Source organism: Gracilibacillus sp. YIM 98692 (genome assembly GCF_010993965.1).
In the GTDB taxonomy this organism is placed as follows: Bacteria; Bacillota; Bacilli; order Bacillales; family Amphibacillaceae; genus Gracilibacillus.
In genome coordinates this window covers 324,593-350,622 of record NZ_WIXM01000002.1, presented here as the reverse complement: position 1 = coordinate 350,622, position 26,030 = coordinate 324,593, and the positions used below count along the sequence as shown (strand labels likewise).

The following is a 26,030-nucleotide window of genomic DNA, read 5'->3' as shown; positions in this document are numbered from 1 at the left end:
TCTTTTATCGTTTTAGTATGATTTTCTAAACTACTCGACTTTTATAATAGCTTGAGAAGAAACACTTTGATTGTTTGCTAATTCTATAATGGCTTCTCCATCGTTTTGTGAAACTGCCTCCACCTTGCTTGAAACCAATTCTCTAGGTTGTACTATTTCGCCTGTTTCTTCATCTAACTGATAATAGGAAACTTCTTTTCCTATTAAATGACTATATTGAACAACAGGAGCTAGCGATTGATGTTGCACTAACTGATTTATGCCACTAGACATATTGGTCATCTGCTCTAACGAAGAAAAGGTAGCCATTTGTGAAATGAATTCCTTATCTTCCATAGGATTCAATGGGTCTTGATTCTGTAATTGTGCCATTAAAATTTTTAAAAAGTCCTCTTTCCCAAGGGTATCATCAAACTTCTCAGTTCTTGTTTGATGAGTAAGATATAGAGACGGGTCAATCGATGTCATATTTCCTCCCCTTTTCTTGTGTTTCCATTAAAATATCCATAAAATCCATTTCTTCATTGCTTGCTGAGTTTTGTTCATCTTGATTATGTTCATGCTGTTGATCATCACTTTGATTAAAATCTTGCTGTTGATCCTCAGTGTCCGTACCTTCTTGTGAAATGGCTGTACTTACCTCTTGTTTTTCCACTTGGACTTGATGCGGAGAAAACATATGCCTTAACTGCTGAAGGTTACCTTCTAGCATTTCCTTCGCTGCCTGTGATGTCACCATCATTTTCACTACCATTTCACCATTTACCTGTGTTAGTTTTAGCATTATTTCCCCTAAATGATCAGGTTGTAAACGAACAGATAATTGGTTCGAACCATTCATTGTTTTCATGAAATGACTTTTTTGCATTATTTTTTGAAATTGATCTATTAATTGCTTCTGCACTGCTTCTTTTTCTGTATTTGTCTGTTGAAGATGAATCACAAATTGTTCTGTTTTAGATAGTAAACTCGGCTGATGAGAGCTTGCGTATTCCGTCTTGAAAGACATAGCACTAGCTTTTTCAGAACTTGAATAATTCTCTAATGCTGTTGTTATCCATTTTTCAATGTCTTTCGATGTTACCTTGACTGCATGCTGATAATGCTTTTCCATCTGCAAACGATTGTGATAATTCTCTAACATTTTTTGTAAAACTTGTTTTGGCATAGAATCTGGTAATCTAGATAAGAGATTAGTTGATGACTGATTGGAAGAATTCGATCTCGACCAATTATTCAACAGATCCAACATTGTTTTATAATCTTTATTGTTTATGGTATGATGTTGTATTCTTTCAATTGTTGTTTGCAAATGTTGAAAAATATCTATTAACATTTGATCTGTGAACTCATGTCTTGGATCTTCCAATAGTTTTCCCTTACCGATTGATTGAGAAGTGGAGGTAGATTGGAGAGATTTTTCATCAACATGATCTTTCTCTTCCACATTTATGCCTTCCCGAATGAGTGATTGTAAGAGTATTAACTCCTTCTCCGTTATTTTCAATGGAAACTCAGAATCTTTTTGATCATTTTTCACTTCTTCTTGCTTCGTAATATCATCATCTAACTCCTGATTGGTTTGCAAAAGCATTTGAAGAAATTGCATGGGAATACCTTTATTTTCCTGTTTATTAACCAATGATTGTGCGAGGGCATCTGTATTTTTCATTTGTGGCCATTCAATCATAAGTATCACCTCCCCTCACGAAATGACTAAGGATTCATAAACAAGTCGGTATAGACAGCGGCGGCATCTGGGGCCATTTCTGCTAATATTTCTCCCCGTGCCTCTGCATCCATTTGTCTTAAAAGCGGCATAGCTGCTCCATTTTCCATTTCTTCCATAATCGACGCTGCGGCACTTGGCTTCATGTTCTCAAATGAAGTTGCAAGTTCCTGAGTCGTTTCATCAGCTGGATTTATTTCATCAACATTCTCTTGCTCCATCAATTGTTGTTGCAGCTGTTCCACCTGACTTTCAAGATCTTGTATCGTTTTTTCTTTCGTAATTATTTCGGCTTGCAAGGAATCCATCTCACTATCTTTTGCTTCTATCATTTCTTCTTGCTCTGTTAACTGATTGACATAACGCTCTTCTTCACTTGTTAAAACTTTCTCCTGTATAAAAGGGACTTGATTTAGTGCTTGCTTGGATTGCGTTAACACATCAACACCCATGATGTATAAAATAACTAATGCAACGATCACAGCAAAAATAAAAGGAACGATAATAACGACAAGCCATTGCCAAATGCCCGGCTTTTTTTCTTTATATAGGGATTGGTTTGGCATATTACTGCCTCCCTCTTTGATTTGTATATCTTCTAACTGAAATATCATCCATTCTCATCTGTTCTTGCACCTTTTCTAACTCACTCTGTTTTTGTTTTCTTTTTTCTATTATTTTTTCAATCTTTTTCACTTCGATATATTGGTCTGTTAACTGGTCTTGTAGTTCATACATATTCTGTCTTGCTTGGTTTACTTTTTTTTGTCTCTCCATAATAGTTGGAGTTAAATAATTTAAGTACTGTTGGTATGCTTGTAATTGTTGAACCTGCGTTTTTTGGTATAGTGACTCTGTATAAAGAGATTCTACTTCTTCTTTCTTTTTTAATAACTTATATAGATGAGTAGCTTCTTGTTCAAATTGCTGCTCCGAATCTTGATAAGCACCTCTTATTTTTTCTGCCTCATTGTCCTTTACTAGCTTTATCCGATCGAGTTTCATTGATGGATTCATGAAGTCATACTTCCTTTCATGATTTCAGTTAACGTCCCCATCGCCTTATCTCTATCTAACTTTTCATCTCTACTTTGTCTAAGAAATTCTAGTATTTTAGGCTGTAACCTAATGGCTTCATCAATTTTTCGATTAGAACCTTTTTTATATGCACCAATTTGTATAAGCTCTTCGTTCTCTTCATATCGTGCTAATATTTCTCTTGCCTTATTGGTGATGTCTAAAGATTTAGTTTCGGTGATATCTGTCATAACACGGCTGACAGAATGCAACGCATTAATTGCTGGGAACTGACCTTTTTCCGCTAGCTTTCGATCTAAAACAAAGTGACCATCTAGTATACCTCTTGTTGTATCAGCTATTGGTTCATTAAAGTCATCCCCGTCTACTAATACTGTATAAAAAGCTGTTATAGAGCCTGTTATACTTGTCCCGGTTCTTTCTAATAAGCTTGGCAGCATCGCAAACACAGACGGGGTATACCCTTTCGTAGTGGGAGGTTCCCCGATAGCTAAACCAATTTCTCTTTGAGCCATCGCTACTCTAGTTACAGAATCCATCATCAAATTCACTTGATATCCTAAATCTCTAAAATACTCGCTGATGGCAGTTGCCGTATATGCTCCTTTTATTCTCATCAAAGCAGGTTGATCAGATGTTGCTACAACAACAATCGATTGTTCTAATCCCTCCGGCCCTAAATCTCTCTCTATAAATTCTTTCACTTCTCTTCCACGCTCTCCGATTAGAGCGATCACATTTATATCTGCTTCGCTATTTCGAGCGATCATCCCCATTAATGTACTTTTTCCAACACCACTACCAGCAAAAATGCCTACTCTTTGTCCTTTTCCCATTGTTAGCATCGTGTCTATTGCTTTAATACCGGAAGTGATTTGTTCTGTAATCCGCGGTCTTTCTAACGGATTAGGAGGAGATTGTTCTGTAGGGTATTCAATTAATCCTTTTGGTAATGTTTCCCCTGTTAACAATTCACCTGTTGAATCTACTACTTTTCCTATTAAAGAGCGGCCTACTCGAATTTGCAACGCTTCTTTCGTTGCCTCTACCAAGCATCCAGAAGCAATGTTGTGTACAGATGAATAAGGCATTAGTAAAACTTTTTCCTTATCAAAACCGATCACTTCAGCCATAATTTTTTGATGTGTGGTTTTCGTATAGATATAACAAACCTCTCCAATTCTAGCTTCAGGACCTTTTGCTTCAATCAATAAACCAATCACTCGATCCACTTTACCATATCGTATATACGTATCGATTTGTTTAATTTGTTTAATGATCTGATCTGTCTCCACGTGAAATCTCCTCCACGATATGAAATAAGTGCTTTTTTAATTCTTCCAATTGTTTATCAATAGAAGCATCAATTGTTCCAAATGAAGTCTCCACCTTCACTTGCCCTGCTTCCAAAGTGGAATCAACATAAATCCATAATCCTGTTTGATCTAACATAACTGATTGCAACTCTTCTTTATGCTCTAACACAAGCGAATAATCATTACTATGCACAAATAATATGATTTCAGGGTGTTCTTTCACTTGTTCAATAGCGGCTTGTACAATGCGTATAAACTTTTCTTGATCTTCTTCTATCGTTTGGTTGATAATTTTTTCAGCAACTGTTAATGCAATTCTTAAAATGCTTTCATTACTTTGAGATATAATGTTTGCATAATCCTTCTTTGCTAATTCAATATTTTGATTAGCTTCTTGAATCATTGTTTGGTAGCGCTCTAAGCTATCTTTTTCCCCTTGTTCAAAACCAGCTTGATATCCTTGTGATTGTGCGTCCTCTATGTAGGCTTTTTTTTCTTTTTCCCAATTGTCTCGTAGTTTCTGAATTTCTTTTTCTGCCTTTATTTTTTTATCATCAATTTCTTTTTGAACGGTTTTTAGCTTCTCTTCACTTTCTTCTATTTGATCTTTTAGTTTCTCTAGTTTCGTTTCCTCAAAAGATGTGTTGTCCTCTCTTTCTGGCTCTCCAATCGGTTTTATTTGAATGGTTTTTGATTTAAGAGGCTTGTGAAAAGATTTAGACAATAATATCATCTCCTCCGCCCCTAGCAATGACAATTTCGCCAAGTTCTTCTAGTTTTCGAATAACCGATACAATTCTTGACTGCGCTTCTTCTACATCTCTTAGGCGAACAGGGCCCATGAATTCCATCTCTTCTTTAAATGTATCTGCCATCCTAGTAGACATATTGTTGAAGACCATATCTTTTACTTCATCACTTCCAACTTTTAAAGCTAGGCGTAAGTCATCGTTATCTACTTCTCTAATCACACGCTGAATAGCTCTGTTATCTAACGTAACAATATCTTCAAATACAAACATCCGCTTCTTAATTTCTTCTGCTAATTCTGGATCATCTACTTCTAAATCATCCAAAATCGTTCGTTCCGTGCTTCGATCAACACCATTTAATACTTCAACGACGGCTTGGATTCCACCAGTTTGTGTATAATCTTGGGTTACCGTTGTAGAAAGCTTTCGTTCTAAAACTTGTTCAACTTCCGCAATAATTTCAGGTGAAGTAGAATCCATAACTGCTATCCTTTTAGCAATATCCGCTTGTTGCTCTTGTGGAAGCTCAGATAAAATCTGGGCTGACTGGTCCGAATCTAAATAAGATAAAACGAGCGCTATCGTTTGCGGATGTTCATTTTGAATGAAATTTATAATTTGAGAAGGGTCCGCTTTTCTTGCAAAATCAAATGGTTTCACTTGTAAGGAAGACGTCAGCCTTTGAATTATATCTCCTGCTTTATCATCTCCCAACGCTTTTTCCAGCACCGTTTTAGCATAGCTAATGCCGCCCTGAGAAATATAGTCTTGCGCCATTGCTATTTCATGAAATTGTTCTAGCACTTTCTCTTTTTGTTCATTATCTACTTTTTTTACAGAAGATATTTCTAATGTTAGTTTTTCAATTTCTTCTGGTGTGAGATGTTTATATACTTGTGCGGACACATCAGGTCCTAGAGAGATTAATAGAATGGCTGCTTTTTGTTTCCCTGTAAGTTCTCCTTTATTTCTTGGCATTTGTATAACCTCCCTTAGTCTTCTGATATCCAGCTTCGTAATAATTTAGCAAAATCTTCTGGTTTATCTTGTGCATATCGTTCCAATTGTTTTCTACGAGTATGTGCATCTGAATCCTCATTCATCGTAATTGGTGGTACCTCTTCTTCTGTACTTATCGTTTGCTCTTCTACTCGCTCTAGCGCATTATCTTGTACCTGTCTACGCTTTCGGATTAAAAGCCAGATTAATGATAGGATAATAAGTAAAAAAAGTGTTCCTGTTACATAAACCCATGTAGGGATGACAGGTGTCTGTTGTATTCCCATCATATTATTGGTGCCGTTAAATGGCTGGAACACAATCGAAACATTTTGATTAGGTGTTACAACTTCACCATACGACTTATCAATAGATGTTGTGACGATAGAATCAAGTATGGAGGTAACACTTTCTTCCACTGCCAATTGTTCTTGAGCTGATAATTGTTCTATTTCTCCATTTTCTAAAGTTCGTGTATTATCAATTGCTACCTGTATACCAAGATCTCGAATTTTATAAGGACTTTCCACGATATCCCGCTGAATACGATTGAATTCATGATTAACAGATTCTTTTACTAGCTCATAGTCACCAACTCCATTTTCACCAGCTGGATAGTTGGCAATTTCCTCTTCCCCTACTCCTACTTCCAAATCTTCTGGCTGGGTACCTGTGTAAGATTCTGTTATTGTTTCGACACTTACAGGCAAGGTATCATTTTCATCATCTACCGTTTCCACTTGTTCTACACGGCGTTGTTCTTGTGTGAAATCTACATCAGCAGTTGCGGAAATCGCAACTCTGTCCATACCAACCATCATGCCTAACATTTTTTGAACTCTTCGTTCAATATCTTGTTCAATATCCTTTTTAATTTGCTGTTGGGTGCTATAAGTATTATTGGTTGTTAAAGAATTTTCATTTTTTTGGTCAAAATACTCAAAATGTTGATTCATGATGACGATATTATCTGTAGAGAGATTGGGAACAGATTTTGCAACAAGATGGTACAGGGACTCAATTTGACCCGGTTCAAATTGATAGCCTGGATCTGTTTCAATCACAATCGAAGCAGAACCTTCTTGTTGTTGATCACTGACAAAGACTGGATCTTCTGGTTTATTAATCATCACTTCTGCAGCACTAATCCCATTTATTTGGCTTATAAGCGTGGATAACTCTGTTTGCATGGCGTCTAATTTCATCACATCAAATTCATTATCGGTCATACCCCAAGAGCTATTTGCAGCAAAGAAAGAATAATCGATATTGCCGCTGTCAGGAATCCCCTTTGCAGCTAAATCCACTAACAAAGAATCAGCTGCCTCTTCTGATACTTGCACACTAGTTCCTGCATTCCCAATTTCATAAGGAACGCCTCTTGCATCAAGTTCTTCTTTAATTTGTCCTATCTCTTGTACTGACAGATCATTGTATAATGGCACCATATTGCTTGAGTTGGCTAATAAAGCAGTCATAACAATAGCTACAATTACCGCTCCTGCTCCTCCGAACAACAAACCTTTTTGCCATTTTGGCATCGATGTATAATGCCCTTGTATAAACTCTTTTAATTGTGTCCACTTTTGCTTCATTTTTTGCCCCCAAAAACCAATTACTATCTGTTACGTAGAAGTTATACTTGCATTCTCATCACTTCATTGTAAGCATCTACTGCTTTTTTCTGTACTTGCACACCTGTTTGCAGTGTGATGCTTGCCTTTTGTGCGGTAATCATCACATCATGCAAATCATCTATTTCCCCTTTTGCTAATGCTTCGGTTTTTTGATTTGATTGATGTTGAGCTTGATTCATTTGATCTATAGCATTCTTTAAGTTTTGAGTAAATGCTTTTTGAGCATCTGATACTTTCATTCGATCAGTATTTTCTAACGCTTTATTCGAAACGGAAGTGAACGGTTCTATATTAACCACTTAAATCATCCCTTCTTTGATTACTTTCCAATTTCCAGAGCTTTCATCAACATAGTTTTGGAAGCATTTACTGACGTAACATTCGCTTCATAAGACCTAGTGGCACTCATCATATCCACCATTTCCTTTAACGGGTCAACATTCGGCATCTCTACATACCCTTCATCATTTGCATCAGGGTGATTTGGGTTATATACCGTTTTAAAAGGTTCTTCATCCTCCGTAATTTGTGTTACTTTTACACCATCACCGCTGTTTTCTTCTCGATAGGAATAGCGTTGCAAAACTGATGAGAAACTTTCGCCTTTAGGTTGAAAAACAGTCATCTTTCTTCGATATGGTTCGTATTCACCATTTTCATTAACGGTTGCCCTTGTGGTATCTGCATTTGCAATATTAGAAGATATGGTATCCATTCTTAATCGTTGAGCAGTAAGGCCGCTTGCACTAGTATTCATTGATTGAAAGATTGACATGATTAATTGCCTCCTCGTATTACACTCTGCATGCTGTTAAACTTACCATTCATTCGATCTACTAATGCTTGATAATAAATTTGATTTTTGGCAAGCTCAGACATTTCCTTATCAACATCTACATTGTTCCCATCATGTCGATAATTGGTAGAAGATTGGGTAGTAATTTTAAAATCAGGATTAGAATGATCTGAAAAAGTAAGATGTCTGGAATTTGTTCGTTTTGCTTCAAAAGATTGTTGCAAAGTTGAATGGAAAACATCCTTAAATTGGACATTTTTTGATTTATAATTTGGTGTATCTACATTGGCAAGATTATTTGCTATGGTTTGATTTTTTATGGATGCATAATCTAAGGATTTATCTAATGTTTGAAAGGTTTTGCCGAAGAATGTCATGATTTTTCCTCCGTTTTTTAAAATAGACCGTCATAAAAAGTAATTATCCTTCGAATATTGTAGATTAATAGCATATTAGTGTCTATAACTTGTTAGAAATTTCTACCTTAAGTATGTTATGAATTAATTTTAGGCAGGACTTTAGTTTATATTTCCACATGTGAAATACTGAACAATGATTACATTGTTCCTACGATTTACCATTAAATCCCCAGTAAAAAATAAGCAGAATATAGATTTTACATAAAAAAAAACAGTTAGTAACCATTTTTTGGTACTAACTGTTTTTTTTATTAACATTTTTAATGTTGGTTATTTTTTAATTCGAGAAGAAATTTATCATTTAACACCTTGATATAAGTTCCTTTCATCCCTAAGGACCTCGACTCAATGACACCAGCACTTTCTAACTTGCGTAACGCATTCACGATAACTGAGCGGGTTATACCAACACGATCTGCTATCTTACTTGCTACTAATAATCCTTCATTCCCATCTAATTCTTCAAAAATATGTTCAATCGCTTCAAATTCACTGTAAGATAAGGAGCGAATGGCCATTTGTACTACTGCCTTACTACGTGCCTCTATTTCAATTTCTTCTGTTTTTCCATGTAATATTTCCATCCCCACTACTGTTGCACCGTACTCCGCTAATACTAAATCATCTTGCTCGAATTGATCAGACAAACGACTTAAAATCAATGTACCTAACCGTTGACCTCCACCAATTATCGGCACAATAGTGGTGAGCCCATTTGCAAACAGTTCTTGATTTTCGACAGGAAATGCCGTATATTCACTGTTTATATCAAGGTTTGTGGTTGTACTGGTAATATTAAATAAGTTTTGCGTGTAAGTTTCAGGAAATCGCCTTTCCTCTAACATTTGCTTCATTCGATCATTTTCAATTTGTTGATTAATGGCAAAACCTAATAATTTACCTTTTCGGCTAACAATAAAAATATTGGCCTCTATAACATCTCTTAATGTTTGAGACATGTCTTTAAAGTCAACTGACTTTCCTTTTGTCGTCTGAAGCATTGCATTAATTTCTCTTGTTTTTTCTAATAATCCCATCGTATTCACCGTCCATTTATAAAATAAATTGGCTAAGGTCTTTATTGGTTGCAATTGACTTTAGTTTTTCATTGACATAGCCTTCGGTTATTTCAATGTTCCCCATTCCAATATCTGATGCTTCATATGAAAGCTCCTCTAGTAACTTCTCTAATATGGTATGCAACCTTCTAGCACCAATATTGTCTGTTTCCTGATTCACTTCAAAAGCAATTTCAGCTATTCTTGTAATAGCCTTATTGTCAAAATTAATCGTAATGCCTTCTGTTTCTAAAAGTGCCTTGTACTGCTTTAAAATCGCATTAGATGGTTCTTTTAATATACGGACAAAATCTTCAACTACTAACTTTTCAAACTCAACGCGAATTGGAAAACGACCTTGCAATTCCGGAATAAGGTCAGAAGGCTTAGACATATGGAAAGCTCCTGCAGAAATAAAAAGCATGTGATCGGTTTTCACGGGTCCGAATTTCGTGTTAATGGTAGAACCTTCTACAATTGGCAAAATGTCTCTTTGTACACCTTCTCTGGAAACATTTGCTGACTGTTCTTGCTTAACCGCTATTTTATCCATTTCATCGATAAAAATAATCCCTGTTTGTTCCGCCTTTTCAATTGCTTTTTGTGTGACATCGTCCATGTCTATTAACTTCTGTGCTTCTTGTTGCGTAAGCACTTTTCTAGCATCTTTCACTTTTAATTTTCTTTTTTTCGTTTTGCTTGGCATTAATTTTCCTAATGCATCTTGCATATTCATCCCCATTTGTTCCATACCCGATCCCTGAAGCATATCAAACATAGAAGGTGTTTGCTCTTCCACTTCAATCGTAATGGTTCGATCCTCTAATTCTCCCAGCTCTAGCAATCTTTTGGTTTGCTGTCTTTTATTTTTTAATTCTTCTGATTTCTCTTGATTCTCGGAATCATCCTGTTGTGCAGCTTGTTGATTAGGGTTTAAAAACATTTCAAATGGGTTTTTAGCATTGGATGTTTTCTTCTTAGATGGTACCAGAATTTCTATAATGCGTTGGTTAGCTAATTGTTCCGCCTTTCCTTTTACTTGATCCATTTCATTTTCTTTTACCATACGCACACTAGATTCTACTAAATCTCGAACCATGGACTCTACATCTCGGCCAACATAACCAACTTCTGTGTATTTTGTTGCCTCCACTTTTACAAACGGCGCTTGCACAAGTTTGGCTAATCTTCTTGCGACTTCTGTTTTCCCAACACCTGTTGGACCAATCATTAAAATATTTTTTGGTACAATTTCATGACGCATTTCATCAGATAATTGCATTCTTCTATATCTATTTCTTAAAGCAACTGCTACAGCCTTTTTAGCATCCACTTGTCCCACTATGTATTCATTTAATTTAGCTACAATTTCCTTTGGCGTTAATTGAACAGACATATTTTCCACTCCTTATTCAATCACTTCTAGTATTAACTGATTATTTGTAAACACACAGATTTCACCAGCTATTTCTAATGAAGCCTTAGCAATTTCTTTTGCTGATAAATTTGCCGAATATTTCTTCAAAGCCCTTCCGGCACTTAGAGCATAATGACCACCGGAACCAATAGCTAAAATGCCATCGTCAGGTTCAATTACTTCTCCAGTTCCGGCAACTAATAATAATTCGTTTTTATCCATCACAATTAACATGGCCTCAAGCTTACGTAAATATTTGTCATTTCTCCAAGCTTTTGCTAATTCTACAGCTGCACGAGATAAATTACCATCATATGTTTCTAACTTTGTTTCAAAGCTTTCAAATAATGTAAAAGCATCTGCTACAGAGCCAGCAAATCCTGCTAATACTTTCCCATTGTACAAACGTCGGACTTTTTTAGCAGTATGCTTCATCACCACTTGATTACCAAATGTTACTTGCCCGTCTCCACACATTGCAGACATGCCATTATGTTGAATAGCAAATATGGTTGTTGCATGAAATTGATCCATTATATTAAAGCCTCCATCTTTGTCTTAGGATTTACGCGCACGAGGATGTGCTGATTGATAAATTTGTTTCAGTCGGTCCTTTGACACATGTGTGTAAATTTGTGTTGATGATAAATGTGCATGCCCTAAAAGTTCTTGAACTGCACGAAGATCCGCCCCGTTATTTAATAAATGTGTTGCGAATGTATGACGCAGTTTATGCGGGTGAATATTCTGCGTTAATGCTGCATCATCGACCATTTTGTTTAATATTAACCTTACTCCTCGATCTGTAAGCGGGTTTCCCCTTGCATTTAAAAACAAATAATGACCAGGCTGACTCTGATCGCCAATTAATTGTTGCCGACCTTGTTCAAGATAACGTTTCAATGTGTTTTCAGCATAGGTACCAAACGGGACATAACGTTCTTTTCCTCCTTTACCTTGAACAAGTATTGTTTGCAATTGAAAGTCAATGTCATCTATTTTTAATGAAACACATTCACTCACACGAATTCCTGTTGCATACAGCAGCTCTAAAAGAGCACCATTTCGTTGACCCAGCGGCTTTGCCCAATCAATTGCTTCGAATAAATAAACGACCTCTTCCTCATAAAAAAACTCAGGTATCGGTTTTGTACCCTTCGGTAAGTCAATTTGTGATAATGGATTTAAAGCTACCATTTTCTCTCTTACTAAAAAGCTGTAAAAACTTCTTAACGTGGAGATATGTCGTGTAACAGATCTTTTAGACAATCCTCTTTCGTATAATTGGTTTAAATAATTTCTTATGATGATATAATCCACTTGATTTAACTGGTGTACATCTTCACTATTTAGAAAATTAAAAAAATCTGTTAAGTCTCTTTTATAAGCATCGATTGTCCGTGTTGAAGCATTTTTTTCTATTTGCAAGTAATCTTGAAACATAAACCATTCGTTTTCAAATTTAATCATATTCCACCCCTAAATGCGTGAAAATTTTAACATAACTCTAACTAGACTGCAATGAAAACAACCAAATTGTCACAACTTTCTGACATGTTTGCTTTACCTGAAATTATTTCCCTTTTTCTTTAAACTTTAAACATGCTATTCACTAACACACTAATTGTCAATAACGGAAGAAAAAGCCTGTTACCTTTAATAGATAACAAGCTTTTTCCTTACCAAATTATTTTTGTTCCTCTTCTTTATAATCACAAGAAGAGCATTGGACTTGTGATGTTTTCTTTGTCTTTTTTTCCACTAACATAGATTGGCATTTCGGACAGTTACGAGCTATTGGTTTATCCCATGAAATAAACTCACATTTCGGATAATTATCACAACCATAAAATGTACGACGTTTTTTCGTTTTTCTCTCCACAATATTACCGTCTTTGCAATTAGGACAATCAACCCCAATCTTTTTTAAGATTGGTTTCGTATTTCGACAATCTGGAAAGTTAGAACAAGCTAAAAACTTTCCGTACCTCCCCATTTTGTATACCATTTCATGTCCGCATTTCTCACAATCGATCCCCGCAGGTTCATCGCGGATTTCCACTTTTTCCATTTCCTTTTCCGCTTTTTCTAGTCGTTTATCAAATCCTGAATAAAATTGATCAATAATATTTACCCATTCTGTCTTTCCTTCTTCAATGGAATCTAAATCACCTTCCATTTTGACTGTAAATGCAACATCAATGATTTCAGGAAAAAATTCTTCTATTAATTTCATCACGATTTCGCCTAGTTCAGTTGGAACAAACCTTCTATTATCTAACGCTACATAACCACGACGCTGAATGGTATCTAAAGTAGGCGCATATGTAGAAGGCCGCCCTATCCCTTTTTCCTCCATTGTTTTTACAAGGCGTGCTTCTGTGTATCTTGGAGGCGGTTGTGTAAAATGTTGATTTGGATCAATATTCTCAGCAGTTACAGTTGTTCCTTCCTCAAGGTTTGGCAGCCACTTATCTTGTTGCTTCTTTTTATCATCACTGCTTTCAATATACACTTTCATAAAACCTTTGAACTTTACTTTGGAGCCAGTCGCACGAAATTCAATTCCTTGATTCGTTAAATGTACTGTCATGGTATCCATCACAGCAGGAGCCATTTGACTGGCGATAAACCTTTCCCAAATTAATTTATATAATCGATACTGGTCACGTGATAGAGCAGATTTTAATGATTGCGGATCACGTAACGCATTAGTTGGTCGGATTGCTTCATGTGCATCTTGAGCACCTTCATTATTTTTCGCACGTTTATTTCCGCCTAGATACTCTTTTCCGAATTTTTCTTCTATATAATCTTTCGCTTGATTTTTTGCTGTATTTGAAATTCTAGTAGAGTCTGTACGCATATAGGTGATAAGACCAGTTATACCGCCTTCACGTTTACCAAGATCAATACCTTCATATAACTGTTGAGCAACCATCATGGTTTTACGTGCTCGAAAATTTAATTTTCGAGCTGCTTCTTGTTGTAAGGAAGAAGTTGTAAATGCAGGAGAAGGGTTTCTCCTTCTTTCTCGTTTATTTACTTTTTCGACCAAAAAATCTTTTCCTTTTAACCGATCTAAAACCTTATCTACATCATCTTTACTTTTAAGCCCTTGCTTCTTTCCATCGTATCCATAAAAGGAACCTTCGAACTGATGTTTATCTTTCGTAAACAATGATTGAATACTCCAATATTCTTCTGGTTTAAATTCTTTAATCTCATTCTCTCGATCAATGATCATTTTCACAGCAACAGATTGAACACGTCCTGCACTAAGCCCTTTCTTAACTTTTTGCCAAAGTAATGGACTTATATTGTAACCTACGAGTCGATCTAAAATTCTCCTTGCTTGCTGTGCATCTACTAAATCCATATTAATGGTTCTAGGATGTTTAAATGAATCTTTTATTGCATCTTTCGTAATTTCATTAAATACCACCCTGCATTCTGAATCAAGGTCAATATTTAAACTATGTGCTAAATGCCAAGCTATGGCTTCCCCTTCACGATCGGGGTCAGCTGCTAAATAAATTTTATCTGCCTTTTTGGCCGCCGTTTTTAATTCTTTTAACACCGGACCTTTCCCTCGAATCGTAATATACTTTGGTTGATATTCATTACTTACGTCCACACCCATTTGACTTTTGGGGAGATCGCGAACATGTCCCATTGATGCTTTTACTTTATATTTTTTCCCTAAATATCTTTCAATTGTTTTTGCTTTTGCTGGTGATTCAACAATAACTAGATATTGTGCCATGCAAATGTACCCTCCCAAGAGGCGAATTTCTATATTGTATCTAATATTTTTATAGTATATTAACAATTATTATACATATGATAAATCTTCCCTATTATTAAATACTTTGTTGTCGTTTGTCAAACAAACCAATAAAAATCTAAGCAAAAATTTTGAAAATTTCTTTAAGATTTGCATATTATTTGCCGCCAATTCGCACCGGATAACAACCATTCCTCTTTAATATCTTGATCAGATTGAACAAGCTTAGCCCCATCTTGGATTAATCGATTACAACCATTGCTTGTTGATTGGAGAATGCTCCCAGGTACAGCCATTACTTCACGCCCTTGTTCAAGTGCTTGATCTACTGTAATAAGCGATCCGCTTTTTTCTTTCGCTTCCACAACTAATGTTGCAAAGCTTAAACCACTTATAATTCGATTTCTTTCAGGAAAATGAAACTTCTTCGGCGGGGTATTAGGAGGGTATTCCGTTACGACAAGGTGATACCGGGATATTTCTTGAAACAATTCTTGATGCTGCTTGGGATAGATATAATGAAATCCGCTGCCTAAAACAGCAATCGTAGAGCTTCCATGATGTAATGACATCTCATGGGCATAACCATCAATTCCTAAGGCCATACCACTGACGATTAGCCACTTTTTTTTCAATAAGGGAGTTAAAAGTCGATGCATGACTGATCTTGCATGAGTGGAAGGATATCTTGTGCCAATCACACTTATACTAGGACAGTGTTCTAATAGTGAAAGATTTCCTTTTGTATATAATACAAGTGGAGGGTCTGGAATAAAACGAAGTTGAACGGGATAGTTAGAGTCAAAGATTGTTAAAATGTTATAACATTTACTGTCTGACATGATTTGCTTTATAAGAGGCCGGCTTTTCAAGGCTTGAACGATTCGATTCACCTGGTGCTCTGACAATGAAAAATTTTTCTGCCATTCGACAAATGACCATTTATATAAGTATGTTAAGTGTGGGTCCAATTTCAATACTTTATGAATCAAATGACGTGATCCACCAGATGCCCGATATAGATGAATGAACCGCCATTTTTTATTTACCATCCTATCACAACCTTTTTATTACATCATAATAGAGAGGAAACCTTTTAGCCACCCCTCTATGAAAACACGGAAAATAAGCTGAATTTTCTCAGCTTATTTTCCTACTATAGTTAATGTGTTTTACACTTTTCGTATAATCCTTTGTTTTTTAGGACGTTAATTAATGTTTCACCCATTACAGATGGAGTTTCTGCTACTTCAATGCCACAATTATTCATTGTTTTAATTTTTTCATCTGCAGTACCTTTTCCACCTGAAATAATGGCACCTGCATGTCCCATACGTTTTCCTGGAGGCGCTGTAGCACCGCCAATGAAACCGACAACTGGTTTTGTCATATTAGCTTTTACCCACTCAGCTGCTTCTTCCTCAGCAGTACCTCCGATTTCACCAATCATCATGACAGCTTCCGTTTCTGGGTCTTCGTTAAATGCTTGTAACGTATCAATAAAATCTGTTCCATTAACAGGGTCACCACCGATTCCTACAGCGGTAGATTGGCCAAACCCATTTTCCGATAATTGATGAACTGCTTCATAAGTAAGAGTACCGGAACGAGAAACAACACCAATATGGCCTTTCTTATGAATATAGCCTGGCATAATACCAATCTTACATTCTTCAGGTGTGATCACACCAGGGCAATTTGGACCTACTAATCTTGTTTTCTTGCCTTCCATATAACGTTTCACTTTCACCATGTCCATTACCGGAATATGCTCTGTAATACAAATAACTAGATCTAACTCAGCATCTACTGCTTCAATAATAGCATCAGCAGCGAATGGAGCTGGTACATAAATAACAGAGGCATTTGCTCCAGTTTGATTAACAGCTTCTTCTACCGTATTAAATACAGGTACACCTTCTACTTCTGTTCCACCTTTTTTCGGCGTTACACCACCAACAATTTTAGTGCCATAATCTAACATTTGTTTTGTATGGAAAAGTGCTGTTGAACCTGTGATTCCCTGCACAAGCACTTTTGTATTTTTATCAATAAATACACTCATATATAAGATCCTCCTTCATCCTTCAAGATCAAACGAACTTCAAAAATCGAGTAAGTTTTATTTTACTAATGATACGATCTTCTCAGCGCCATCTGCCATAGATTCAGCAGGCGTAATATCGAGACCAGAATTAGCAAGAATTTCCTTTCCATCATCCACATTGGTACCTTCTAAACGTACCACTAGCGGGATTTCCAAGCCTACTTCTTTCGTCGCTTGAACGACACCTTCTGCGATTACATCACACTTCATAATGCCACCGAAAATGTTTACAAAAATACCTTTAACGTTTTCATCAGACAGAATAATTTTAAATGCAGCTGTAACTTTTTCTGCAGTGGCACCGCCGCCTACATCTAAAAAGTTAGCCGGTTCTCCATCATAATGTTTAATAATATCCATTGTAGACATGGCTAAACCTGCACCGTTTACCATACAACCGATATTTCCATCTAGTGCAACGTAGCTCAAATCAAATTTCGATGCTTCAATTTCCTTTTCATCTTCTTCATCTAAATCACGGAAATCCACTACATCTTTTTGACGGAATAGAGCGTTATCATCGAAGTTTAATTTAGCATCTAATGCTAAAACATCTCCATCTCCTGTTGTAACTAGCGGGTTAATTTCTGCAATGGAACAATCTTTTTCAATAAAAACTTGATATAATCCAATCATAAATTTAACCGCTTTGGATAAGTATTCGTTAGGAATATTAATATTAAATGCTAGTCTTCTAGCTTGATATGGTAATAGACCTGTAACAGGATCAATAACCTCTTTAAAAATTTTCTCAGGTGTTTTAGCAGCTACTTCCTCAATTTCTGTGCCGCCCTCTTCAGATGCCATCATCGTTACTTTTGAAGTCGCTCGGTCTAGGACAAGGCCAATATAATATTCTTTCTTTATGTCACAGCCTTCCTCGATCAGTAAACGCTTTACTTCTTTACCCTCTGGACCTGTTTGATGTGTAACAAGGGTTTTTCCTAAAATTTCATCTGCATATGTACGGACTTCATCGATATTTTTTGCAACCTTCACGCCGCCTGCTTTTCCTCTTCCCCCAGCATGAATCTGTGCTTTTACTACCGATACATCTGTGCCTAATTCCTCTGCAGCCTCCACTGCTTCATCTACAGAGTAAGCTACTTTTCCATTTGGAACAGCCACACCGTATTTACGCAAAATCTCTTTGCCTTGATACTCGTGAATATTCATCTTTCATCCTCCCATCAATTAATCACTGCATTCTCATTGTATAAAAAACCAACGTCAATTGTCTACAAAATACTATGAATATTTCGACGTTTTTTTTCACGGAGAACAATAGTCCGTAAGATACCCTCTAATATTTAATGAAGGATAAGTGGGGAGAACGACACTAGCGCCCTGATAAGTTTCGCTAACCATCAGTGGGTGGTCCCCACTGATAGTTAGCCTCTCTTTATATAATAGAACTATTTGGATTGATCGATACTTTTGTCAATTTGATAGATATAGGCAAATACTTCTGCTACCACCTGATAAAGCTCTTCTGGAATCGTTTCATTGATGTTCAATTCCGATAGTAATTGGACAAGGGTAGGATCTGATTGAATGGGTATTTCGTTCTCCTTTGCCTTTTCTATAATACTTTCTGCAACATACCCTCTTCCTTTAGCTGTTAATTTAGGTGCTTCTACCTGGTTTGGATCATAGGTAAGAGCAGCTGCTTTCTTCTGATAACCATCTTTTTCTGTCATACCCGAAAATCAATCCCCTCTCTTGGAACAGGCATTTTATAATTGTTTTTTTGTTGCGTTTGCGTATAGGTCTCCTTTTGATCTAAAGATTTCCAAGTAACAGTTGATAACTGATAATTTAATTCAGATAGCTTTTCCTTTAATAAGGGCTTAAAGCCTTGTAATAATGATTTAGTTTGTGCTTGATCATTATAAACAGTGATTTGAATCACACGCTTTTGTATAGAAACTGCTATCATCGTTTCTCCTAACTTATTTAATTCAAGGTGAAATAGAATCTGGCAATAGTTTGGGTCTAATTCTGTTCCACTTTCTCTCCGTTTACCTTCAAATTGCATGCGTATATCTTTAGGTAACCCTAGTTTATCCGCAGGAATTTGAATATTCCATTGAGAAATAGCATCGTCACTGTTTGTCATGTTCAATTGCATTCCTGTAATAGTTTGGACTAACTTTAACATGCGTTCTCCTAGCAGGTCATCACTTTGTTGACCTGCTAGCATTAGCAGCTGCTTTAGCGAAAGTTCTCCTTCTGGCATCCGACTCTTCAACTGGGTTTCGTCTTGTACCCCACTCACTTGTAAAAATTGTTTTGTTAAGTTTAAAAAGTGTTCCTTTATAGACATCGGACTGGATGAATCTATATCATTCATTCTAAATAAAAGATCTCTAGCTAATGTAATCTCAGATGAAGTTAATTGGTGGTGCAAGGTTCGATGTAACAGTTCATAAGCTGAGCGATTTGCCCGGTCAGAGGTATTAGAATCCATTACCCATCTGTGTAACATATTCTCTTCATCATCGGTTAAGGCGGAGCCCATCTTTTGTAAAATAGAACTATTTTGTAAGGAAGCTTTGATATCATGAACTAATCTCTGTTCACCTAAAGCTTGTAAAAATTTCGGCATGATGGTTTTAAATGCTTGCTGTTCATTTGCATTCATCGGAATCTGAGAGTGAAGTGCTGCTTGTAACTGGGCTTTCACTTGTGAGAATGAAAGCATTTGATCACTATTGCTAGTTCGATGACTCCATGTCAACAGTGCCTCTTCAAATTTTGCCAGCGATGTTTGATTCGATATGATGTTCATTTTTTGCATTAATTGATAAATAGATTGATTATTATCTATTAAAAATGATTGAAATGCTTGTGTATTCCCTTTATGTATTGCATTTGATGGACTTGAAGTAAAGGTATGTAATCGATTTTCGATCGAAGAAAGCAGCCTTGAGTTTCCTGGTCTGCTTTGTTGTTCTATCATTTGTTGCAATGCTTTCATTTGGTGGCCAATCTGGTTAGACTGGAAAGCTTGTAAACTTTGAAAAACCTCCTCTTTTAACGGAAGCTGTTTCGCCATCATTAATAAGATAATTTCTCGATGATTTTGTGACCCGCCAAATCGTTCTAATAGTGAAACAATCTCCTGGCTGTCAGCTTTAGAAAAAGGAATGTTTTGTTCTACAATTTGTTGAAAAAAAGCTTTCGACTGATTAGTAGAAGAAACACCTAACTGTTGCAAAAGCTGTTTTATTTTCTGCCCGTTCTGACTTGGTGCTTCACTTATTTTCTTTAGCCGTATTACATTTCCGACAGATAACACTTGAAAAATATAGTTCTGTTTGGATGAGAGTGCAGTTTCTAGTTGAGCAACTACTTGAACCCCGCCAAGCTGGATAGCTGCTGTTTGATTAGGATAAAGTTCTAGTACTTTACCAGACAGCATTTGACCTTGTTGTAAGGTAGGGGGCGATTGTACCCCTTTGGCATTTGCTGCCGCCTGCTTTGGAATAAACGGATGTATGTCGGCCATAAGGCCACCCCCTTATAAAGAGAGACTTCCATCAGTGGGGGCTCCATCCCCACTAATGGTTAGCAAAACTTCCGTATCCCCACTAATACTTCTTTCATTATTCTAAGTCTTGAAGTGGGGGCTTACGGACGATTGTTCACCGTGATAAAACGGATTTCAAGAAACTACGCCGGTGGTGAGAAGTAACACCATATTGTTTTAGTGCCTCCAAATGTTTTTTAGTTCCATAACCGCTATTTTGATCAAATTCATACACTGGATATGTTTGATGTAGTTCACTCATCATTTGATCGCGAGCTACTTTCGCCACAATACTGGCTGCAGCAATTGATATGCTCTTTTGATCACCTTTTACTATAGCATTGCTGCTTACCCCTAAATCATCTAATTCTACTGCATCAATTAGAACATGATCAGGTTTGATCGATAGTTTATCAACGGCTTGATACATGGCTGCTTTTGTCGCTTGATATATATTCATTTCATCAATTTCATAGGGAGGTACAACACCGATACTATAACAATGTGCATTCTCTACAATATATTGATAAAATAATTCACGCTTTTTTTTATTCAATTTCTTTGAATCATCTAAGCCTTTTAATAAAAAGGTTTGAGGTAATATAACAGCAGCAGCCACTACTGGCCCCGCTAGTGGTCCTCTTCCTACTTCATCAACACCAGCTATATAAGCCTTGCCACGGCTTCTTTGAGTATTTTCATATTTCTGCATTTCTTCAAACTTTTCCACTGCTTGTTGTTCTTTAATTAGATGTTGCTTATACTGCTTATATAATTTCTGAGCACCCTTTCTTTGATCTGTTCGTAATATTTCGATTTCTTTCTCCGTCAAGTTTCTATTTTTTATGTAATCTTTCAATTGTTGAATAGTCCAATGATAATCCACTTTGACCCCTCTTTTCTAATATATCGGTGATTTTTCGAAAAAATAAAGACATTCATGATGACGAATGTCTTTAATCTATCTCACTTGGATCTTCCAATGTCACTTTTCCTAGCTTACCGCTGCGCAAATCTTGAATAATGACATCCGAGGTTTTTTCCATATTAATTCTACCACCTGATTCAAGGCAACCTCGTTTATTTCCGATCCATTCAAAAATAGCCAGCATATCATTGTTATCATCGGTAACTCCATAACGCTCTTCTAAAACCTCAGGATAATGTTGCTGTAAATATTGAATAATATAAGCAGCCACATCTTCAATCGGTAATAACTGATCTTTAATAGTCCCTATTGCCGCCAAGCGATACCCGACTAATTCATCCTCAAACTTTGGCCATAAAATGCCTGGAGTATCTAACAATTCAAATTCTTTTTTTACCTTAATCCACTGCTGATTTTTCGTTACACCAGGACGATCGCCTGTTTTTGCCACTTTTTTATTCGCTAAACGATTAATAAGGGTGGATTTACCAACATTCGGAATTCCAATAATCATTGCTCGAGCTGGCCTCGGACGAATTCCTTTTCTTTTAAGCTTTTCCATTTTTTCTTGAGCTACGTCTTTAGCTGTTTGTACGACATTTTGCATATCTTTTCTATTATTTACATTTACTGAAATAGCTGTCATCCCTTGTTCTGTAAAAAAGGACAACCATTGTTTTGTCACCTTATCATCAGCTAAATCTTCTTTCATCAACACAATCATTTTAGATTTTTGTTGAAGCAAAGATTGCAACAACGGATTTTGTGATGAAAAAGGAGCACGTGCGTCCACTAATTCAATTACAAAGTCAACTAATTTTAATTTTTCTTGAACTTCACGTTGTGCTTTTGCCATATGTCCTGGAAACCACTGAATAGTCATTTTAACACCTCATTTTCTTCCCTAATCAACAAACCCTATTTCTCCAATAGGCCAATATGTAAATCTGGCAACACCAACTATTTGGTCCATTGGAATAAACCCGAGATGTCGGCTGTCCGTTGAATTCGGTCTGTTATCACCAAGCACAAAGACATGCCCATCTGGAACCTCTTGCTGATTTCCTGGTATATGTGATAGATCGAAATTGGTTGTATAGGTTTCATTGCTACCCAAAGTTTGTTTTGCTTGATCTAGAAAGGATTCTTTAACTACTTGTCCATTTACATATAATTGGTCGTCTATATACTCAATTTGATCACCAGGAAGACCAATCACTCTCTTAATATAATCTCTTTGTGCTGTTGCATGAAATACAACAATATCAAACCTTTTTATATCACTAAAAGTCAAACTTAATTTATCCACTATTAAACGCTCATTATCTGCTAATGTCGGGTACATAGATGGCCCTTCAACCACAATAGGAACAGCAATGAACATACGAAGTAAGATAATAATCAGAGCTGTTATAATGATCGTTTTTATCCAATCTGCCCAATCATTCTTTTTCTTTGTCATATGGATAATTTCCCTTCTTCACCTGGTTCCAAAAACTATTTTAAATAGAAGAAAAAGGAGCCTGACGATGCAAGCTCCTTTTACATTTCTTTCATTAGCGAATTTCTTTAATACGAGCAGCTTTACCACGTAGGTTACGTAGATAGTAAAGCTTCGCACGACGAACTTTACCACGTCGAGTTACTTCGATTTTATCAATACGTGGTGAATGCACTGGGAATGTACGTTCAACCCCTACACCATAAGAAAGTTTACGTACCGTAAATGTTTCACTAATTCCACCATTTTGGCGTTTAATGACAACACCTTGGAATACCTGAATACGTTCACGGTTACCTTCCACAACCTTCACGTGCACTTTTACAGTATCACCAGCACGAAATTTTGGAAGATCTGTACGTAATTGATCCTTTGTTACTTCTTCGATTATGTTCTGCATTCTTCTTACACCCCTTCCAAACCAATGCTCTTACCAGCCTTCACGATAGCGGAACATCGTTTTTTACCTTAAGCATTCACTTAAGCACAACTATCAATATAGCATAGTTCTGTTTTCATTTCAACTACATCTAGTCATTTTTCCATTCTTTGATCCATTCTTTTTCTTGGTCCGTTAACTCTAATTCTTGGAGTAAATCTCTTCGTCGAAGGAAGGTTCGCTTTAAAGCTTCCTTCTTGCGCCATTCTTCTATATGTGCGTGATTACCTGAAAGCAGAACATCAGGGACTTTCAACCCTCTAAAATCTGCAGGTCTCGTATAATGAGGGTGTTCTAATAAGCCGGTCGAAAAAGAGTCTTGTACAGCTGATTTTTCATTTCCTAAGACACCTGGTAATAATCGAACAACACTATCGATCACGACCATAGCTCCTAACTCACCACCAGTTAGCACATAATCTCCAATTGACACCTCATCTGTGACTAGTTCCGTTCTAATTCTTTCATCATATCCTTCATAATGTCCACAAATAAAGATAAGATGGTCTTCCGTTGCTAACTCTTCTGCTTTCTTTTGTGTAAAAGTTTCTCCTTGAGGGCACATGAGAACTACCCTCGGTTTAGTCTTTGTATCTTTTTTTACATGATCAACTGCATCAAAAATGGGTTGCGGCTTTAACACCATTCCTGCTCCACCACCGTAAGGATAGTCATCCACCTTATTGTGCTTATTATCGGTATAATCCCGAAAATTAATAAAATTATATTGAAAAGCATTGGCATCATATGCTTTTTTCAATATAGAGGATTGAAATACCCCTTCAAACATTTCTGGAAACAAGGATAATATATCAATTCGCATTACTCCAAAAGTCCTTCCATCGGTTCAATAATGATGTTGCTTTTTTCTATATCAATTGTTTGCACCACAGGCTCAATATATGGGATGAGATGTTCGCTGCCATTTTCATCTTCCACAACCCATACATCGTTTGCACCAGGGGCTAATATTTCGATCACTTTCCCAACATATAAAGGCTCTGTCGTGTAAACATGACAACCAATAATTTCATGGTAATAATACTCATTTTCCTCCAAAGGTTCTAGTTGTTCACGTTTTATTAACAGCTCTGAACCTTTCCATGATTCTACCTCATTTATATTATCTAATGATTGAAAGTGTACTAAGTCAAAGCCTTTATGTCTTCGGTGCCCATCAACCGTTACTTTTATTAACTCATTGCTTTGCTTTTTATCAACCCACAAAGTGGACCCTGGTTCAAAACGATCTGCAAAATCAGTTATCCGTAAAACTTTTACTTCTCCTTTTATACCATGTGTGTTAATAATTTTTCCAACTCGTAAATAATCTTTTGTCATGTTATCACCTATTATGTAATTTTATCTACTTTTCCATCTCTAATCACAATCGCAGTTTGTTGATTCATTTGATCCCAATCCATTCCTTCCTCGACTTCAACAATAGCATCGACTTCTCCATCGTGGATTTCACTGCCGATCGGCAGAATGTCTAGCTGCTCTAATTTATATTTATACCAATTGATATGGTCCTTTCGACTGTTTATTTTCTTCTTAAATTTTGAGGCTATTTCCGTTTTTTTATTCGAAGTACGCTGCTCTAATTTTTTTTGTTCAAATAACAACTGCTGACTCTCTTGTTCCAATTGGAATATTTTCCATTCATATTCTTCTCGCAACTTGTTTTTTGTCTGATCTGTCACAATTTGTTTTACAGCGACTTTACGAATGATTTGCATGAAATCCAGCCTTTCTCTCCCTTTTATAATAAAAGAATAGCAGATCTTATGAAAAATATAAAGTGAGACTTCCATCAGTGGGTTCTTTCTTCATCCCCCACTTCTACTTTTTTTATTATTCTAAGTCTTGAAGGGGGGGCATAGGGTAATTGTTCACCATGATAAAATAGATTATCATGAACGACCATCCATAAATGGAATCCAAAGGTTTTACAACCAAAACGAAAAGAGGGAAGGCTATCTATTCCTCCCCTCTTTTTACATAATATCTAAAAAGATACGTTTATTTGATTTCATGCCAGCTGCATAAACAACTGTTCTAATCGACTTTGCAATTCGGCCGTTTTTGCCAATCACTTTCCCTACGTCCTCTTCATGCACTTGAAGATGATAAACAATCTTGTTCTCTTCTTCTCTTTCTGAAATAGCAATAGACTCAGGGTAATCGACTAATGGCTCAATAATTGTTTCGATTAAGGCTTTCATGTCATCACACTACTTTATTATTGATTTTTAGAATCGTGAAATTTTGTCATGATGCCTTCATTTGAAAATAAGTTACGTACCGTATCACTAGGTTTCGCACCTTTTGTCATCCAATCTAGTGCTTTATCTTCATCTAATTTCACTTCAACCGGATTTACAACCGGGTTATATGTTCCGATTTGTTCGATGATTCGTCCATCACGTGGAGAACGAGAATCTGCCACTACGATACGATAAAATGGATTTCTTTTTGAACCCATACGTTTTAGGCGAATTTTTACTGCCATTGTTTCCACCTCCAAATTAATGTCTCACACAAGAAAGAATTGTATCAGAATTTTTCATCTGTG

30 protein-coding genes are annotated in these 26,030 nt (G+C 36.4%); all 30 read right to left on the bottom strand.

Annotation, left to right across the window (positions count from 1 at the left end):
- Positions 1-30: 30 nt before the first annotated feature.
- The 30 genes from flgD to rpsP all read right to left on the bottom strand — a co-directional run bounded on the left by flgD (position 31) and on the right by rpsP (position 25,967).
- Entirely contained in the window at positions 31-468 is a 438-nt protein-coding gene (gene flgD / locus GHD00_RS03940) for a flagellar hook assembly protein FlgD (RefSeq protein ID WP_163536799.1), read from the bottom strand.
- Entirely contained in the window at positions 455-1,690 is a 1,236-nt protein-coding gene (locus GHD00_RS03935) for a flagellar hook-length control protein FliK (protein WP_163536798.1), read from the bottom strand. Before GHD00_RS03935 ends, flgD begins: the two co-directional genes overlap by 14 nt.
- A 26-nt stretch (positions 1,691-1,716) precedes the next feature.
- On the bottom strand, positions 1,717-2,295 hold the full coding sequence (locus GHD00_RS03930) for a MotE family protein (RefSeq protein WP_163536797.1): 579 nt from the start codon (positions 2,293-2,295) through the stop codon (positions 1,717-1,719).
- Position 2,296: 1 nt separating this feature from the next.
- Positions 2,297-2,746: a flagellar export protein FliJ gene (gene fliJ, locus GHD00_RS03925; RefSeq protein ID WP_163536796.1), complete on the bottom strand. Its 450-nt coding sequence runs from the start codon at positions 2,744-2,746 to the stop codon at positions 2,297-2,299.
- Entirely contained in the window at positions 2,743-4,062 is a 1,320-nt protein-coding gene (gene fliI / locus GHD00_RS03920) for a flagellar protein export ATPase FliI (protein WP_163536795.1), read from the bottom strand. The genes fliJ and fliI overlap by 4 nt, the downstream gene beginning before the upstream one ends.
- On the bottom strand, positions 4,040-4,807 hold the full coding sequence (gene fliH / locus GHD00_RS03915; protein WP_163536794.1) for a flagellar assembly protein FliH: 768 nt from the start codon (positions 4,805-4,807) through the stop codon (positions 4,040-4,042). The genes fliI and fliH overlap by 23 nt, the downstream gene beginning before the upstream one ends.
- The gene (gene fliG / locus GHD00_RS03910; RefSeq protein WP_163536793.1) at positions 4,800-5,813 is read right to left on the bottom strand and encodes a flagellar motor switch protein FliG; all 1,014 of its coding nucleotides are present in this window, start codon (positions 5,811-5,813) and stop codon (positions 4,800-4,802) included. The genes fliH and fliG overlap by 8 nt, the downstream gene beginning before the upstream one ends.
- 14 nt (positions 5,814-5,827) lie before the next feature.
- Complete coding sequence (gene fliF, locus GHD00_RS03905; protein ID WP_163536792.1) at positions 5,828-7,429, bottom strand: flagellar basal-body MS-ring/collar protein FliF; 1,602 nt, start codon at positions 7,427-7,429, stop codon at positions 5,828-5,830.
- 41 nt (positions 7,430-7,470) lie between these two features.
- On the bottom strand, positions 7,471-7,761 hold the full coding sequence (gene fliE / locus GHD00_RS03900; RefSeq protein ID WP_276208250.1) for a flagellar hook-basal body complex protein FliE: 291 nt from the start codon (positions 7,759-7,761) through the stop codon (positions 7,471-7,473).
- A gap of 29 nt (positions 7,762-7,790) precedes the next feature.
- Positions 7,791-8,246, bottom strand: a complete 456-nt coding sequence (flgC, locus tag GHD00_RS03895; RefSeq protein WP_163536791.1) for a flagellar basal body rod protein FlgC — start codon at positions 8,244-8,246, stop codon at positions 7,791-7,793.
- A gap of 2 nt (positions 8,247-8,248) precedes the next feature.
- On the bottom strand, positions 8,249-8,644 hold the full coding sequence (flgB, locus tag GHD00_RS03890) for a flagellar basal body rod protein FlgB (protein WP_163536790.1): 396 nt from the start codon (positions 8,642-8,644) through the stop codon (positions 8,249-8,251).
- Between the two features lie 302 nt (positions 8,645-8,946).
- Entirely contained in the window at positions 8,947-9,723 is a 777-nt protein-coding gene (codY, locus tag GHD00_RS03885) for a GTP-sensing pleiotropic transcriptional regulator CodY (protein ID WP_163536789.1), read from the bottom strand.
- 16 nt (positions 9,724-9,739) lie between these two features.
- Complete coding sequence (gene hslU / locus GHD00_RS03880; RefSeq protein WP_163536788.1) at positions 9,740-11,140, bottom strand: HslU--HslV peptidase ATPase subunit; 1,401 nt, start codon at positions 11,138-11,140, stop codon at positions 9,740-9,742.
- A 12-nt stretch (positions 11,141-11,152) separates the two neighbouring features.
- The gene (gene hslV / locus GHD00_RS03875; RefSeq protein ID WP_163536787.1) at positions 11,153-11,695 is read right to left on the bottom strand and encodes an ATP-dependent protease subunit HslV; all 543 of its coding nucleotides are present in this window, start codon (positions 11,693-11,695) and stop codon (positions 11,153-11,155) included.
- 24 nt (positions 11,696-11,719) lie between these two features.
- Positions 11,720-12,631: a tyrosine recombinase XerC gene (gene xerC, locus GHD00_RS03870; protein WP_163536786.1), complete on the bottom strand. Its 912-nt coding sequence runs from the start codon at positions 12,629-12,631 to the stop codon at positions 11,720-11,722.
- A gap of 217 nt (positions 12,632-12,848) precedes the next feature.
- Positions 12,849-14,927 (bottom strand): type I DNA topoisomerase, encoded by a 2,079-nt coding sequence (gene topA, locus GHD00_RS03865; RefSeq protein ID WP_163536785.1) that lies wholly within the window; start codon positions 14,925-14,927, stop codon positions 12,849-12,851.
- 164 nt (positions 14,928-15,091) lie between these two features.
- Positions 15,092-16,000: a DNA-processing protein DprA gene (dprA, locus tag GHD00_RS03860; RefSeq protein ID WP_163536784.1), complete on the bottom strand. Its 909-nt coding sequence runs from the start codon at positions 15,998-16,000 to the stop codon at positions 15,092-15,094.
- Positions 16,001-16,110: 110 nt separating this feature from the next.
- A complete protein-coding gene (sucD, locus tag GHD00_RS03855) occupies positions 16,111-17,013 on the bottom strand; it encodes a succinate--CoA ligase subunit alpha (RefSeq protein WP_163536783.1) in 903 nt (300 codons plus the stop codon).
- 57 nt (positions 17,014-17,070) lie between these two features.
- Positions 17,071-18,231, bottom strand: a complete 1,161-nt coding sequence (gene sucC / locus GHD00_RS03850) for an ADP-forming succinate--CoA ligase subunit beta (protein WP_163536782.1) — start codon at positions 18,229-18,231, stop codon at positions 17,071-17,073.
- A gap of 239 nt (positions 18,232-18,470) precedes the next feature.
- Positions 18,471-18,755: an EscU/YscU/HrcU family type III secretion system export apparatus switch protein gene (locus GHD00_RS03845; RefSeq protein WP_163536781.1), complete on the bottom strand. Its 285-nt coding sequence runs from the start codon at positions 18,753-18,755 to the stop codon at positions 18,471-18,473.
- Positions 18,752-20,566, bottom strand: a complete 1,815-nt coding sequence (locus GHD00_RS03840) for a hypothetical protein (RefSeq protein WP_163536780.1) — start codon at positions 20,564-20,566, stop codon at positions 18,752-18,754. Before GHD00_RS03840 ends, GHD00_RS03845 begins: the two co-directional genes overlap by 4 nt.
- 136 nt (positions 20,567-20,702) lie before the next feature.
- The gene (locus GHD00_RS03835) at positions 20,703-21,473 is read right to left on the bottom strand and encodes a ribonuclease HII (protein ID WP_163536779.1); all 771 of its coding nucleotides are present in this window, start codon (positions 21,471-21,473) and stop codon (positions 20,703-20,705) included.
- A 70-nt stretch (positions 21,474-21,543) separates the two neighbouring features.
- Positions 21,544-22,398: a ribosome biogenesis GTPase YlqF gene (gene ylqF / locus GHD00_RS03830; protein WP_163536778.1), complete on the bottom strand. Its 855-nt coding sequence runs from the start codon at positions 22,396-22,398 to the stop codon at positions 21,544-21,546.
- Between the two features lie 21 nt (positions 22,399-22,419).
- The gene (gene lepB / locus GHD00_RS03825) at positions 22,420-22,977 is read right to left on the bottom strand and encodes a signal peptidase I (protein ID WP_163536777.1); all 558 of its coding nucleotides are present in this window, start codon (positions 22,975-22,977) and stop codon (positions 22,420-22,422) included.
- Positions 22,978-23,071: 94 nt separating this feature from the next.
- The gene (gene rplS / locus GHD00_RS03820; protein ID WP_163536776.1) at positions 23,072-23,416 is read right to left on the bottom strand and encodes a 50S ribosomal protein L19; all 345 of its coding nucleotides are present in this window, start codon (positions 23,414-23,416) and stop codon (positions 23,072-23,074) included.
- Between the two features lie 130 nt (positions 23,417-23,546).
- Positions 23,547-24,278, bottom strand: coding sequence for a tRNA (guanosine(37)-N1)-methyltransferase TrmD (gene trmD / locus GHD00_RS03815; protein WP_163536775.1), 732 nt, complete (start codon positions 24,276-24,278; stop codon positions 23,547-23,549).
- A complete protein-coding gene (gene rimM, locus GHD00_RS03810; protein WP_163536774.1) occupies positions 24,278-24,796 on the bottom strand; it encodes a ribosome maturation factor RimM in 519 nt (172 codons plus the stop codon). The genes trmD and rimM overlap by 1 nt, the downstream gene beginning before the upstream one ends.
- Before the next feature lie 11 nt (positions 24,797-24,807).
- On the bottom strand, positions 24,808-25,194 hold the full coding sequence (locus tag GHD00_RS03805; protein ID WP_163536773.1) for a YlqD family protein: 387 nt from the start codon (positions 25,192-25,194) through the stop codon (positions 24,808-24,810).
- A 258-nt stretch (positions 25,195-25,452) separates the two neighbouring features.
- A complete protein-coding gene (locus GHD00_RS03800; RefSeq protein ID WP_163536772.1) occupies positions 25,453-25,680 on the bottom strand; it encodes a KH domain-containing protein in 228 nt (75 codons plus the stop codon).
- 17 nt (positions 25,681-25,697) lie between these two features.
- Positions 25,698-25,967, bottom strand: a complete 270-nt coding sequence (gene rpsP / locus GHD00_RS03795) for a 30S ribosomal protein S16 (protein WP_163536771.1) — start codon at positions 25,965-25,967, stop codon at positions 25,698-25,700.
- Between the last annotated feature and the right edge of the window lie 63 nt (positions 25,968-26,030).

Coding starts and splice junctions, on each gene's coding strand:
- dprA (WP_163536784.1), bottom strand. CDS start 16,000: ATGGTAAATAAAAAATGGCGGTTCATTCATCTATATCGGGCATCTGGT.
- codY (WP_163536789.1), bottom strand. CDS start 9,723: ATGGGATTATTAGAAAAAACAAGAGAAATTAATGCAATGCTTCAGACG.
- GHD00_RS03840 (WP_163536780.1), bottom strand. CDS start 20,566: ATGGCCGACATACATCCGTTTATTCCAAAGCAGGCGGCAGCAAATGCC.
- flgC (WP_163536791.1), bottom strand. CDS start 8,246: ATGTCAATCTTTCAATCAATGAATACTAGTGCAAGCGGCCTTACTGCT.
- sucC (WP_163536782.1), bottom strand. CDS start 18,231: ATGAATATTCACGAGTATCAAGGCAAAGAGATTTTGCGTAAATACGGT.
- lepB (WP_163536777.1), bottom strand. CDS start 22,977: ATGACAAAGAAAAAGAATGATTGGGCAGATTGGATAAAAACGATCATT.
- rimM (WP_163536774.1), bottom strand. CDS start 24,796: ATGACAAAAGATTATTTACGAGTTGGAAAAATTATTAACACACATGGT.
- topA (WP_163536785.1), bottom strand. CDS start 14,927: ATGGCACAATATCTAGTTATTGTTGAATCACCAGCAAAAGCAAAAACA.
- GHD00_RS03800 (WP_163536772.1), bottom strand. CDS start 25,680: ATGAAAGCCTTAATCGAAACAATTATTGAGCCATTAGTCGATTACCCT.
- hslU (WP_163536788.1), bottom strand. CDS start 11,140: ATGTCTGTTCAATTAACGCCAAAGGAAATTGTAGCTAAATTAAATGAA.
- trmD (WP_163536775.1), bottom strand. CDS start 24,278: ATGCGAATTGATATATTATCCTTGTTTCCAGAAATGTTTGAAGGGGTA.
- fliF (WP_163536792.1), bottom strand. CDS start 7,429: ATGAAGCAAAAGTGGACACAATTAAAAGAGTTTATACAAGGGCATTAT.
- GHD00_RS03805 (WP_163536773.1), bottom strand. CDS start 25,194: ATGCAAATCATTCGTAAAGTCGCTGTAAAACAAATTGTGACAGATCAG.
- rplS (WP_163536776.1), bottom strand. CDS start 23,416: ATGCAGAACATAATCGAAGAAGTAACAAAGGATCAATTACGTACAGAT.
- flgD (WP_163536799.1), bottom strand. CDS start 468: ATGACATCGATTGACCCGTCTCTATATCTTACTCATCAAACAAGAACT.
- ylqF (WP_163536778.1), bottom strand. CDS start 22,398: ATGACTATTCAGTGGTTTCCAGGACATATGGCAAAAGCACAACGTGAA.
- GHD00_RS03845 (WP_163536781.1), bottom strand. CDS start 18,755: ATGACAGAAAAAGATGGTTATCAGAAGAAAGCAGCTGCTCTTACCTAT.
- xerC (WP_163536786.1), bottom strand. CDS start 12,631: ATGATTAAATTTGAAAACGAATGGTTTATGTTTCAAGATTACTTGCAA.
- fliG (WP_163536793.1), bottom strand. CDS start 5,813: ATGCCAAGAAATAAAGGAGAACTTACAGGGAAACAAAAAGCAGCCATT.
- GHD00_RS03935 (WP_163536798.1), bottom strand. CDS start 1,690: ATGATTGAATGGCCACAAATGAAAAATACAGATGCCCTCGCACAATCA.
- flgB (WP_163536790.1), bottom strand. CDS start 8,644: ATGACATTCTTCGGCAAAACCTTTCAAACATTAGATAAATCCTTAGAT.
- hslV (WP_163536787.1), bottom strand. CDS start 11,695: ATGGATCAATTTCATGCAACAACCATATTTGCTATTCAACATAATGGC.
- GHD00_RS03930 (WP_163536797.1), bottom strand. CDS start 2,295: ATGCCAAACCAATCCCTATATAAAGAAAAAAAGCCGGGCATTTGGCAA.
- fliJ (WP_163536796.1), bottom strand. CDS start 2,746: ATGAATCCATCAATGAAACTCGATCGGATAAAGCTAGTAAAGGACAAT.
- rpsP (WP_163536771.1), bottom strand. CDS start 25,967: ATGGCAGTAAAAATTCGCCTAAAACGTATGGGTTCAAAAAGAAATCCA.
- sucD (WP_163536783.1), bottom strand. CDS start 17,013: ATGAGTGTATTTATTGATAAAAATACAAAAGTGCTTGTGCAGGGAATC.